This window comes from Aureispira sp. CCB-QB1 (assembly GCF_000724545.1).
Lineage (GTDB): Bacteria > Bacteroidota > Bacteroidia > Chitinophagales > Saprospiraceae > Aureispira.
The window spans coordinates 114,768-127,547 of record NZ_JHBV01000049.1; the positions used below are offsets into that span (position 1 = coordinate 114,768).

Annotated in this window: 14 protein-coding genes and 1 tRNA gene; 8 read left to right on the forward strand and 7 right to left on the reverse strand. The window is 33.3% G+C overall.

Features of this window, described 5'->3' with window-relative positions; translation table 11 throughout:
- Window positions 1-380: 380 nt before the first annotated feature.
- The 7 genes from CG11_RS25720 to CG11_RS25750 all read left to right on the forward strand — a co-directional run bounded on the left by CG11_RS25720 (window position 381) and on the right by CG11_RS25750 (window position 5,382).
- Window positions 381-917 (forward strand): hypothetical protein, encoded by a 537-nt coding sequence (locus tag CG11_RS25720; RefSeq protein WP_052599835.1) that lies wholly within the window; start codon window positions 381-383, stop codon window positions 915-917.
- A gap of 11 nt (window positions 918-928) precedes the next feature.
- Window positions 929-1,978, forward strand: a complete 1,050-nt coding sequence (locus CG11_RS25725) for an ankyrin repeat domain-containing protein (RefSeq protein ID WP_052599836.1) — start codon at window positions 929-931, stop codon at window positions 1,976-1,978.
- A gap of 87 nt (window positions 1,979-2,065) precedes the next feature.
- Window positions 2,066-2,545 (forward strand): SRPBCC family protein, encoded by a 480-nt coding sequence (locus CG11_RS25730; protein WP_052599837.1) that lies wholly within the window; start codon window positions 2,066-2,068, stop codon window positions 2,543-2,545.
- 77 nt (window positions 2,546-2,622) lie between these two features.
- Window positions 2,623-3,036, forward strand: coding sequence for a hypothetical protein (locus tag CG11_RS25735; RefSeq protein WP_052599838.1), 414 nt, complete (start codon window positions 2,623-2,625; stop codon window positions 3,034-3,036).
- Between the two features lie 145 nt (window positions 3,037-3,181).
- Window positions 3,182-4,132 carry an energy transducer TonB gene (locus CG11_RS25740; protein WP_052599839.1) on the forward strand — a complete coding sequence of 317 codons (951 nt, stop codon included), beginning with the start codon at window positions 3,182-3,184 and terminating at the stop codon, window positions 4,130-4,132.
- Between the two features lie 24 nt (window positions 4,133-4,156).
- On the forward strand, window positions 4,157-4,480 hold the full coding sequence (locus tag CG11_RS25745; RefSeq protein WP_197043943.1) for a hypothetical protein: 324 nt from the start codon (window positions 4,157-4,159) through the stop codon (window positions 4,478-4,480).
- A gap of 164 nt (window positions 4,481-4,644) precedes the next feature.
- Window positions 4,645-5,382, forward strand: a complete 738-nt coding sequence (locus CG11_RS25750; protein ID WP_052599841.1) for a hypothetical protein — start codon at window positions 4,645-4,647, stop codon at window positions 5,380-5,382.
- Between the two features lie 286 nt (window positions 5,383-5,668).
- On the opposite strand, the gene CG11_RS25755 is transcribed toward CG11_RS25750, so the two are convergent.
- Window positions 5,669-5,950, reverse strand: coding sequence for a hypothetical protein (locus CG11_RS25755; RefSeq protein ID WP_052599842.1), 282 nt, complete (start codon window positions 5,948-5,950; stop codon window positions 5,669-5,671).
- 64 nt (window positions 5,951-6,014) lie between these two features.
- Window positions 6,015-6,452 carry a hypothetical protein gene (locus CG11_RS25760; RefSeq protein ID WP_052599843.1) on the reverse strand — a complete coding sequence of 146 codons (438 nt, stop codon included), beginning with the start codon at window positions 6,450-6,452 and terminating at the stop codon, window positions 6,015-6,017.
- Between the two features lie 853 nt (window positions 6,453-7,305).
- Here CG11_RS25760 and CG11_RS25765 point away from each other — a divergent pair.
- A complete protein-coding gene (locus tag CG11_RS25765; RefSeq protein WP_052599844.1) occupies window positions 7,306-8,823 on the forward strand; it encodes a hypothetical protein in 1,518 nt (505 codons plus the stop codon).
- Between the two features lie 107 nt (window positions 8,824-8,930).
- On the opposite strand, the gene CG11_RS25770 is transcribed toward CG11_RS25765, so the two are convergent.
- From CG11_RS25770 to CG11_RS25790, 5 genes are all read right to left on the reverse strand, one after another.
- Window positions 8,931-9,239, reverse strand: coding sequence for a helix-turn-helix transcriptional regulator (locus CG11_RS25770; protein ID WP_052599845.1), 309 nt, complete (start codon window positions 9,237-9,239; stop codon window positions 8,931-8,933).
- A gap of 78 nt (window positions 9,240-9,317) precedes the next feature.
- Window positions 9,318-9,656, reverse strand: coding sequence for a helix-turn-helix transcriptional regulator (locus CG11_RS25775; RefSeq protein ID WP_052599846.1), 339 nt, complete (start codon window positions 9,654-9,656; stop codon window positions 9,318-9,320).
- Between the two features lie 511 nt (window positions 9,657-10,167).
- Window positions 10,168-11,589 carry a trigger factor gene (tig, locus tag CG11_RS25780; protein WP_052599847.1) on the reverse strand — a complete coding sequence of 474 codons (1,422 nt, stop codon included), beginning with the start codon at window positions 11,587-11,589 and terminating at the stop codon, window positions 10,168-10,170.
- Between the two features lie 97 nt (window positions 11,590-11,686).
- Window positions 11,687-11,771: transfer RNA gene (locus CG11_RS25785), tRNA-Leu, on the reverse strand.
- 112 nt (window positions 11,772-11,883) lie between these two features.
- Window positions 11,884-12,585, reverse strand: coding sequence for a C40 family peptidase (locus CG11_RS25790; RefSeq protein WP_052599848.1), 702 nt, complete (start codon window positions 12,583-12,585; stop codon window positions 11,884-11,886).
- Between the last annotated feature and the right edge of the window lie 195 nt (window positions 12,586-12,780).

Sequence of the window (12,780 nt, forward strand, 5' to 3'; positions counted from 1 at the left end):
GCAGGTAAAACTTCAATTCTTTTCTTTGAACAGCACTAAAAACAATTACATTTTTAACTATATTTTTTCCTGTCCACTTACTTATAATTTATTAAACAGTATACCTAGTTGTTTTGATAATTTGGAGAAAGGTTATATATTAATCCTTGTTAAGGATAGCGTTGTATTATTCACGATAAGTAATCGTTTAAAAAAAATAACAAGTACATGTAGTAGTAGCACAGCTAACTAAACAAAGCGATCTCACGAAGTAAACAGCCTTTTGTACTCTTTATCAGAAAAGCTTGTTTTAACCTGCTTGATTACTTAATTGTATTATTGAAATAGCAACAACATTTATTGAAGAGACTTATTATATTCATAACCATAAAATTAAAGATATGCTAGAGCCTATTGATCCCAACACTGAATTTATCGGGCAATCTGCATTTAATCCTATTTTCGCCAAACCTAATTTTATTAAGAAAAACCTCCTAAAAATGCTCGAAGAGGAGGGGATTGCGGACCCTAAACTAGAGGAGTGGTATAAGCTAGATATTTTAATTCGATTTTATAAAAGAATTGAAAGAGAGTATGGTGTAAATACCATTTTTGAGCTAGGCAAATCTGCGGCAGATGAAATTGTAACGCCCGAAGGCTTGGAGACATTGGATAAGTTTTTAGAGGTATTAGGTCCAATGTATGATATGAATCATAGAAATGGATACGCAGGTTATTTCAAATGTATAGAACACAACAAAGAAGAGAAAAAAGTAATTATAGAAACCTATACGCCTTATGTCAATGATGGTCTTAGAGGGCTTTTTATATCATTTATTCGTTTGTATAAAACTGGGGTAAGAGTGGTTCGCGATGAAGAAAAATCTACGATTGTGAATGGAGTGGAAAATAACTGGTATATTGTCTCTTACCATTAACGAATCACAATATGGCAAGAAAAAGAAAAACGCTTCCTAAAAATTTTGAGACACTCTTAAAAGAAGCAAGTATAGAGGAGTTAATCAAGGTATTTGATAAATGTGAATTGGACGCATATGGAGGTTATGGCAAAAAAACAGCACTGGCGTTTGACCAATGTCCACATGAGTTAGCGAAGTGGTTGGTCGAGCATGGTGCGAATTTAAAAGCAAGAGATACTTGGGGAAATACGCCACTTCATAATAGAGCTAAAAGTCGTTTAGGAAATATTGAAAGTTTATTAGAACTTGGGGCAGATATTCATGATAATGGAAGTTCAATAGGGACTCCTTTGCACGCAGCAGTTTCTTCACACCATGTAAAAAATACCCAAATATTAGTAGAAAGGGGAGCTTCAATTGATGCTTTGAATAGAGATAACTTAACTCCTTTAGAGTTGACCTTAAGGTTTTGTCAGAATGTTACTATCATTCGTGTACTTGAAATTGCTAAAATTCTGATCAATGCAAAAGCAACATTAAGCCCATTGACTAAAAAATTGGTTAGAGAAATCGGAGAACAATTTGAGTTTCACAGAAATAACTTTAATCAAGATCTTGTTGATGAGGTAAGCAATGCTCTAGACGAGCTATATATTTTATTTGATGTTACTCCTGTAAAAAGAAGAAGAATACATGACGGAAAATCACCTATTTCTGTACAAGCAACAACCTGGCAGCAACAACATCAAGAGCTTTGGAATTTCTTAGTTCCCTCTAGTGGACCAGCTCAAACAATTCAAGGAGAAGTAATTCGAATTTCTGGTCGAATTGCCAATGAATTGGATGGAAATGGTGGCATAAATTGGGATAGTGATTACAAAAGAATGGCAGATGCTTTCTACGAGTTTGTTCAGTTTGGGCAAGAAATTGAACAAGATATTTTGAAAGAACTTACAGGACTGATTAAAGAGATTAAACGAAAATCGGGGAGCACAGCAAGGTTGTGTGAAATTGCTGTGAAGTGGATTCGTTTAAATCCTACTCCAATTCAGCTGGAAACCATCAATTACGACCGATAGAACCCTTATAAAAGGATTAAGAGAGATATTGTAAATTCTTATTGGCGATAACATATTAATATCGAATGATCAAAGAATCATGATTTTATGAACGCAATTATAAAAAAAACTAGTTACGAAATAGATATAGTAGTAGAACGAACGCTAGCAGATGTTTTTAGTTTTTTTAGTGATTTGCAAAATCATGTGCATTTGCACCCTTTGCTCAAAAGTGTAAGAATTGCACAACAGTTTCGGGATGAAGAAGGGCAAAATGTGACGATATTTGAAATTCAAGAACGGGTAAAAGTATGGAAATCTATTTTTATCCCTAAAACTTATTTGGCACATCGCGTTTTATTAGAAGAAGAAAATACATGCATTTTTACAGTAAGAAGCTTTCCTAGTATTTCCCTATCTTGCACTTATCAATTCACAGCAAGTAATACTAATCATACTCATATCTTAGAACAAGTAACGATAAACGCCCCCTTAGGTCTATCAAGTTTTGTTACCAAAACCGCACGAAACGCTCATCTCACCTTGTTAAGACAATTAAAACAATACCTAGAAAAAAAGAATAACTGATCATCTCTTAAGGAGGTTTTCAGCTTTTTAAAACTAAGCTTGTGTTCACTAAGAGTCAAGCTACTAAAAAGTATTGTATGAAACGCAGAACTTGTTCTTATCAGCAATCTCGTATTGCTATGGCTGTATTTGGTGGTATGGCATTTATATTAGGCATAACAACGATATTTCACCCTAGTTATATGGTAGAGCGTTTGAACCTATTTTCGGTTGATACAACTGAGTTGAGATCAATTATTGTTTTGAGTGGTATTGCTTCAACAAATATGGGAGCTTACTATTTATACATGGCTTACCATAGAGTGATTATTTTTTTTAAGATAACCATTGTTTTTAGGTTATTGATCACAGTACCTGTATTGGTCTATTGGTGTGTCGTTCAGGATCAAGATGCACTTTTGTTAATCGCTTTGTGGGAAGGATTTGGGGCTTTATGGGTTTTATTGGCTTTGATTTATGATAACAATCGTCTGTTAACAAAAGGGAGCTAAGTGCCAATCGTTTCAAGAAGCAGGCTAAATACATATTTTGTTGATAAATTAAAGGGCATAATTATTATCTTTGTCACTTTGTACTGACTTGTTGTCGGCACAAAACGATCTCTATTTTACTGAAACCAAAACTAAATCAAACAACATGAAACAATTAATGGCATTAATTGCTCTTTCTATTTTAGTTGTCAATTGTAATTCGACTCAGAAAGCAACTAAAACAACTGCTGAAAAAAATCCCTATGAAAATGCTTACGACGACTTTTTAGAACCAACGGAGACAAAAGTATATGCGTGGTATTTGGGGATAAATTCTGTCAGGGGAGAAGAAGCGTATATTGTAAGAAGTATTTACCCTGAAAAAAGGCAAATTACCTCCTTAAGTACATATAAATATGAGGATAGGGACGTTTTGCATGGTTCGTATATGAGTTGGTCAGATGATGGACTTAAAACTTCGGAAGGGAATTATAAGAACAATTACAAAGAAGGTATCTGGAAATTCTACAGTTATGGAAAGCTTTATTCTGAAGGAATATATACCAAAGGAGAAAAACAAGGACTTTGGAAGTATTATTACCAAAATGGAAAGGTGGAAAGTGAACTTTATTGGAAGGATGATTTGCGAGAAGGTGCTTTTGTGGAATACGATACGTTGGGGATGGTAGTGAATGAAGGTATGTATAAAGCAGACTCTATCATTCAACAAACATTGGAAGTAGAGGAAGCAGAATTGAGTGAGAATGATGTTATTGTAGATGAAATGCCACGATTCCCTGGTTGTGAAGCAGAAGAGGGCGACCATAAGGCTAAGAAAAAGTGTGCCGATCAAAAGCTATTGAAGTTTATTTATAGCAATATTCAATATCCTTCATTTGCTCGTGAAAATGCTGCGGAGGGTATGGTTGTGATTAGTTTTACGGTTATGGAGGATGGAAGGATTGTCGATGTTCGTGCGATTAGGGGAATCTGTGAACCATTGGAAAAAGAGTGTCTTCGGTTAGTTCGTCTGATGCCGCAATGGATTCCTGGGCGACAGAATGGGAAAGAGGTTCGTGTCAAGTATAATTTGCCTGTTCGCTTTAAGCTAAATTAGTCTTAAAATGTAACTAAGAGAATTATGAATATAGAACTGTTATATGTTCTTATTGCCATACTAATCTGGACTGTTGGCTATTGTCACACAGGACGATTTGTACGCCCCAAATGGAAGATACCTGGAAAGTTTATTTTTTATGTAAGTATTTCTTTTCTTCTGGCAAATTGGATTGGACACTGGAGTTTTTTATTTATCATAGGACATCCTTTGATTGGATTGTTGTTTCACATTAAAGTATGCAAAGCGAATAACATTGATTGGGTAACTTGTCATCCTCAAGAAAAATATCTTCAATTGCAAGAGCAATGGGCAAAAGGAGATTTTAGTAAATCGAAAAAACAATAGAATTCGTCGTAAATATATATATAGATAGTTGTTTTGTTCCTGTTGAAACAGAAAAGTTACTACATTTAGTCATAGCTAGAATAGCTTAAAAAATGAAGCCAAATTGGCTTTGTTAGAATAAATTGTCAACATCTAATTGCACATTGGAATAAAATAGTTAATCAATGAAATACACATTCTACGTTTGGCTAATCGTGATAGGCGCTTGTAGCCCTGCCTTTAGTCAAAAAACTCCTTTAAGTCCTTTGTATAATCCTGCCAAAAAGAACTTGATACAATCTGAGACATCTGAAATGGATTGGTTTATGCTCAATGATTCTCTAAAAATACCGATAGGAAACATTCAAACTAAAATTCAAAGAGACAAAGAAAAGATACAGATTATCAAAACAATAAGCATGAAGCAATCCCCTGTACAATGGATCGATAGTACGGTTGTTGGGGTATTGAACTTTGAGCCCATTTATCATTCTTCTTTTAATGCTCAAAGAGATATGGTTTTGAATTTTGGAGAAAAGGTAACAGGGTATTATTTAGACAAAAAAACAGCCATTAAAACTCCTATTTCTGAGAAAACAAACGCCTCTTTTTTTGATAGTAATTTTTATCCTGAACTCGTAAGATTGTTGCCACTTAAAAACGGTTATTCTAATACCATATCGATTTTTGATTATAACCCTACTGCAAAAATTGGGGTTGTTAGAGCTACAATTAGAAGTGTGAAAAAAATGACGATTTCTTTTAAAGGAAAGAAAAAACAAGTTTGGGTCGTAGAAACAACAGATGATATTTCTAATAACTCAACAGTAAGCACGTATTATATCGATAGAACTTCAAGAAAAATACTGAAACAAGAAATAGATTTAGGGGATAGAAAAATGGTCATGGAATCAGTTGAATAAGAAAATAGGGAGCATTGCTCCCTATTTTCTTACTATGAATTTGTTATAGATGCCAAAAGACAAGCATTACTTCTTTAGAGCAACTGGACAACCAACATCTAGAATAACTAATCGGTCTTTTTCTAATTTTAAGATAACCATTCTATCGGGTCTCGGACGGCCATGCTCCAAAATACTTAGTTCAATGTAATAACCTTGTTTTAGGATCGTGTCAAAGTCTGAGTGTTGTTTGAATTGTTCTAGCTTTTCGGGAGGAAGGTCTTTTTTCTTCAGACTCCAAGAAAATTTATTTTTCGTAGTTTTTTTTGCTAGAAGGGTCTGTTTCCCAGGTAATTAGAATGTTATTTTTTCTAAATTTGAATATGGTGTTCCATTTTTTGAGTGTTTTAATATAGCTTGCATTTTTCTTTTGACTACATAGACTTAGTGCTTGAGTTGCTTCGTAGTCAACAACCCATTTGCCAAGTATTGAATGAGCAATCTTACTAAGATCTTGCGCTTTGGAGGAATAAGAACCGATTAAAAGTAGTGTTAAAAATAGGAGGGAACGTGCAAAAAAAGTATTCATTAGAATTGATTTGTGAGAATAAAATGAGTGATTAATAATATCTATTATGGATTGCTTATGATTGCTATTTTGAGTCCATTAAAAAATCATCTAGAAGATCATTGTCTGGCAGAGCTTGTGTTTCAATATAAGAGGGGGAACGGATGATTTTTATGGTTTGATAATACGTGTAAATTCCAGCCAAAATATAAGGATATCCAACAAAAACAGCTCCTTCTTCTGGGAGAATTGCGGTGGTTAATATAGTTGTTCCTATAATTAAGCCTCCATTGACTAAAAACAAAAAAAACTTAAGGATTGTCCAAACAATATTGGGAGATCGAAGTGATGCCGAAGCAATGATATAGCCCATCGTTATTGGAACTGCTGCTATTAGGGCGAGTGTAAGAATAATGATAATGGCTTCTCCTTGAATACGTCTTGTAGTACTTGTATATGCAATGCCCGAAATAGCAAGTGCGACTAAAGTTAGTATAAAGGTATTGATTAATACTTTTCTCATAGAGTTCTTAAAATTTGAATGCCCTGTAGCAAAAATTAAAAGTAAGTAAGCAAGAAAAATGATAATAAAAATAAGTCTATTTTTAGCTATATTTTTTCTAAACACTTGCTTCTTAAAAAACTATTTATAATCAATGTTGTCAGAGTATAACATTTTTACATGTACAGTTCAAAGAGGAAATAAAGGATTATAATAGTAATTTAGAAAATAACCATCAATTGTAGTATTTAATAATGAAGTTGTTTAAAACTGCGTCTTTTTTAATATGAGTATACCCCTAAAGGTAGCTATTTGACAAAATCCAACGCAAAGTAGGACAAAAAGTGATTTCATATTTGATTATTACTTAATTTTAAACAACTTCAAAACGAAAGACGTTCTATACTATTGCTAAGAAAGTATGTAAGGTTGATATCACCCATAGAATAATGGTTCAACCTTGTGGGGAAGGTTGAACCAGAGAAGAACTCACTCAATAATATTTGGAGGTTGATATATTTTAATGATTTTGCTAAAAAACAAAATTTTGAGGAATTTGCTTTGTCTTGGATAGTGGCACTATCAACATAATAAAGATGAAATGAGCAGCACGGATAAAAGGCTCACTTAAAAATTATTAGATAATAATTTCACAGAGCACTAAGGTCGATATTTAGAAATATAGAAACAAATCTCTATTTGTATTTAATAAGTTTTCTTTTAAAGGTTATTTTTTATTAATTAATTGACTATTATTTAGTTAAAAGCATATTTTTTAGTTTCTTAACATGATAATTGAACATGTTACTACTTCGTAATTTGGACGAACTATATTAGTAAAGAGGTTTTCGTAAAAAAGCATAGTATAAAATATATGAAGAAACTAGTTGACTTGATTCAATCTTTGTCTAAATCCGAAAAACGCTATTTCACACTAATGGCGGGCTTGCAAAAAGGAGAAAAAAATTACTTGGAATTGATGAATGCTATTTCAAAACAATCAATTTATAACGAAGCTCAGTTAATAAAAAAATTTAAAGGGAGGGCTTTTATGAAGAATTTTGGAGTGGCAAAAAGTGATCTATATAAGTTGATTCTGAAAAGTTTACGTCAATATCATAGTCAAAACTCTACCACAAGCCAGTTGGCAGATATGTTAAAAGATATTGAAATATTGTATCAAAAAGGGTTGTATGAACAATGTCAGGGAGTTATTCAAAAAGGAATTAACTTAGCACATAAATCCGACAAGTTTTTATTTAAATCGTTGTTTATTTTTTGGGAACGAACCTTGAATCAAACACATTATTATAGTTTTGATGAAAAAATCATTGAACAAAGTTGGGCAGAAGTAGAAGGAGCGTTGCAACAAGCTGCTAGTTATAACAATTATTGGAGAGTATCTAGCCTTTGTTTTCTGTATTATAAGAAATATAGTTTGTCTGGAGATAAATTATCAAAAAGAAAACTGGAACAGATGCAGTTGAATCCTTTGCTTCAAAAAGAGCAAGCAACTTCTTTTTTGGCTAGACAGCTTTTTTATAATACGCATATTTTTTTTTCACAAGTAGAAGGAAACTTAGATGACTCTTTGGTTTTTGCCAAGCAAATTGTCGACTTATTTGAGGCCAACCCAATTATTCTAAAAGACAATCTAAAATCCTATATTATTGTTTATCACAATTACATCAGTATCTTAATTGATGTAGGAGCATACCAAGAAGCAGAAGAAAAAATTGATTGGTTACCACAGATCTTTCAAAAATACGCCAAGCAAGCACCGAAAACCATTAAAATGTTAGTGTTTCGGTATGAGGCTTATTTAGAATTGACAATTGCCAACCGAACTTGCCAATTTGGTCGAGTCAAAGAGAAATTAGCTCGATTTCATGAGCAGTTAGAAGTATTTCGTGACGATATTGGTGCATTTGGCATTATGAAGATATACTATCAACTTTCTTATCTATATTTTTTGATGGAAGACTACAACAAATCACAAGATTGTTGTTATAAAATTCTTCAGAATCAAAACTTAGATTGGAACAAAGAATCGTTTCATATCAACTTACTTTATTTATTAGCCCATTATGAATTAGGGAATGTTGATTTACAAGAAAGCATCGCAAGACGATTGCATCGGATGTTGCGGACGGAGAAAAATTTTTCAGAATTTGAAGCAATTCTATCGAATTTCGTGCGAAAGTTGCCACTAGTTTACAAGGATCAAGCACTAGAAAAACTATACAAAGAAACGTACGAACAACTTGATCAACTACCAGAAGAAGCTCGGAATAAAATCACGTTGGACAACTTCAATATTTTAATTTGGCTCCAAAGTAAAATAGAGCAAAAAAGCTTTGCACAGATGATACAACAGAATACAGAATTGTAATCAGAGGATATACTTATTCGATTGTTTAGAAAGCAACAAGTATCGTAACGTAAAAAGCGACAGCCCAAAGGGGTGCCGCTTTTTGTATCCGTTTGCAATGATTGCAATTAAATTTTTGAAAGAAAAACACTGATGTCTCCTACAATATTATTAATGTAATCATAATTAACACTGTAAAAAATTTGTTTTCCTTTTCTTTCGTGTGTTACGATATTGGCTAGACGCAAAATACGCAAGTGTTGCGAAGTAATTGACTGTTCTAAACCAAGAGTATTGTAAATTTTATTAACGTTGATATTCTTATTCTTGTCAATAAAAGAAAGGATTTGTAATCTTAAATCATGCGTTAAGGCGCGCATAACTTCAGCTGCGAATTCCAGCTTATCCTCGTCTATGATAACGGTTTGTGACTCCATTGTAAGGGGATATGTTTTGATAAAATTAAAAAAAAATTGTTTAATGCTGTTATAATAAATTTGTGGGACAACAAATTTCTAGGCAGCAAGTTGTTCTACTAAGACAGATACCTCAGCCAAACGCTCATTGTTTAGCGTATAGTAAATGAATTTTCCGTTGCGCTTGGTTAGGACGATACCAGCTTTTCGTAAAATAGCCAAATGTTGAGAAGCAACAGATTGTTCGATACGTAGTTTTACATAAATATCGGTAACATTCATTGTTTCGTTCTCACGAAGAAGATCAACGATTTTCTTGCGCAAGTCATGACCAATTGCGCGAAGTATCAATACCACTTTGCGTAATTCAGGGTAAATAAGTTTGATTTCTTGTTTACCATTTTTGAGGGTAAAAACCTCCATTTTTGATTTTGCCATACGGTAAAGTATTTAAATAAGGTTAACAACTAAAACGTTCATTCACAATAATAAAAAGTAAATAAAACTGTTCAAATATAAATAAAATATTTTCAATTATCAATCAAGGATAATTTAAATGAGGGGATTCGCTGTTCCATTTGGGATTGTTATAGGACGTTAATCTATTTTGGGATGGGTGTTTCTCAGAATTAAAAAAAGGGAAATTATTTTAATAATTCCTAAAATATAATGCCAAAATTAATTTATGGTTAAGTATCAAGAATACTTTCATTAACATGGTATATATTTGAAGCTCTAAGATATGAAAAAAAACTGACTAAGTATAAAAATTATGTTTTATTTTTATACATTTTTTTTGCTGAATGTTAGATTCAAAACGCAATAAATTTAACTATATATATCAAAAAGCTCGAAAAATTGGAGGATACAAAAACAAAAAGGCGTTTCACAATTAACGTGAAACGCCTTTATAATATTTTAACATTGAGAAAATCTTTTATAAGATTTTTTATGCTTCAACTTCTGTTTCTGTATTTTCTTCTACAGGAGCGGGATTTTTGCTTGCTTGATAATCTTTCAAGATTTGCTCAAACTCTTCTCTAGAAACATCTTTCATCTCTTTACCCATATCCTCAGACGTTTTTTCTAGGATTCTTTCATCCATAATCGCCTCGAAACGACGATTAACCTCTTTTCTATCCGACAATATTTTTTGTAACATACTGTCCATCATTTCGCCATAAGGAGGGATTTGATAGTTGAAATAGCGCAAGATTTCGCCACGAGTAGCATCTTCTACATCTTGGTAATTCACCTCAACCTTATATTTTTCGGCTAGTTTATCGCGCAACAACGACCAGTTTGTATTCTTGATAAATGCCTCAAATTCTTTTCCTTCAAAGAATTCATCTGTAATACCTTCATTGGTTTCTTTCAACCATTTTTTCAAGAACTCAACAGGCAAGTCTAACTTGTTTTCTTCCAATAAAAAGTCAAAAACTAAGTTGCTAAAGTGATTTAAAGAGCTTTGTTTGTACCCTTTGTAGATTTCTGATTTTACTTTTTCTCTAAAGGCTTCTTCAGAATCAATTTCCTCGTTAGGGAATAACTGTTTGAAGAATTCTTCGTTCAATTCAGCTTTGTCAACACGTTTGATTTCTTTGATCGTCAAACGGAACATTTTATTGATTTCTTGATCTTCTTCAATCCCCAATACATGTTTGCGGATGTAAGTTTCATCTTTGTCCTCAATAGTGAAAACATCGATATCAAAAGAATCACTTAGAGTAGCACTCAACAAGTTATCTTTAAGTTCCTCATTGGCAATATCTCTCAAAGCCAAGAATGTTTCTTCTTTTACAACACCACCTTCTTTGATGTCACCGTTCTCGTTCAATTCTTCTAAGCTGATGGCCAACATGTCATCTTCTTGTACATCATTAATTCCTTCTTGGAATCCTTTGCTGTATTTTTTGCGAACGTTGTCAATTTCAGCCTCTAATTCTTCTTCGCTAACGCTAAGGTCGTAGAATGGAAGCTGATTATCAGTAGAAAGACCTTTGATCTCAAACTCAGGAGCCAAACCTAATTCAAACTTAAATGTATAATCAGAAGGTTTGTGGATACTCAATTTTAGATTTTTATCTTCAATTGCTAATGGTTGCCCCAAAACTCTAAGATTGTTATCCTTAAAATATTGGTTTAAGTTTTCACCAATTGCCTCGTTTACTTCTTCTACCAAAACAGTAGTACCAAATTTACGTTTGATCATGCCCATTGGTACTTTACCTGGACGGAAACCTTTGATTTGTGCTTTTTGGCGATATTCTTTTAGCTTAGAATTAACTTTAGGCAAGTAATCGTCTTGAGAAAGCTCAATTGTTACAATAGCATTCAGCTCATCAACATTCTCATGCGTTATTGTTGGCATAACTTGATTTTTTTTTTGATAAAAAGTAAAAGTGCAAGCTGAGAATCATGATGCTAATTCAGCGATTCGGCAACTTGCACTTTCCTGCGTATTCTGTTGGTGCGGGTGGAGGGACTCGAACCCACACACCTTGCGGCACTAGATCCTAAGTCTAGCGTGTCTACCAATTTCACCACACCCGCTTTGTTTAATGCGATGCAAATATACGAAGGAATTATTCATATCTGCAAATTTTTTGAACAAAAAAAACAATTTTTTTTGAAAGTTTTTTCCAACAGCTTTGTTATTAGATAATTAGCGCATACGTTTTATTAAAGATAATTCATGAGTGCAGATATTTTGATGAAAAATACCTACTGAATCAATTTTGTCAATACGTACCCAAGCCGAAGCGTGTAGTATGGTATCTGGACTCAAAAGCAATCCAACATGGGTGATTTTTCCTGTCTTGTCTTTAAAAAAGGCTACATCTCCTCGCTGGCGATCTTCCCAAGCAACTTTTTTTCCGACTTTGGCTTGTTGAGCAGCATCTCTAGGTAGCAAGATATTGCCCATTCTAAACGCAACTTGAACCAAACCAGAGCAATCAACCCCTGCACCTGTACGCCCGCCCCAAAGATAGGGACTATTCAAAAATTGCTTGGCAGCATTGCAAACTCGTTCTATAGGAGGTACAATACTAGGAGCAAGATCATAAAAAGGGCTACCCATAAATAAATTGAGTTCCAATTGTTGGTCCCACTCAATTAAATCGGGGTTATATCGTTTGAATGGCGTGTCAAAGATTTCTTGAGAAATATAGTGCACTTGATTTTCAGCTATCCAACCTTTATAGCCGTCGTGCAAACATTCAATGTACAGCCAATCCTCTTCTTGTTTTAAGATGGTGTACGTTTCATTGTATAATAATTGGCTGACCATTTCGCTACTATGACTAGCATTGGCTCGAATAGGGATGATAGAAAGTCTAGCTTGACCGTAAACTGTTTTTTGCATTTACTTTAATTTTTTAGTTCTGAGAAATGATAGTCGACTAACTTGTTTGATAAACAAATTTTTTGACTACTTACTTCTTATAAGCAGACGGTGTAGGTGTATTACATTAGTCAATAATTAAAAGAAACTTTATGATGAAAAAACAGGGGACAGCTTTTTGAGGAATCATTAGATACAATAAATGTAATAAAAATA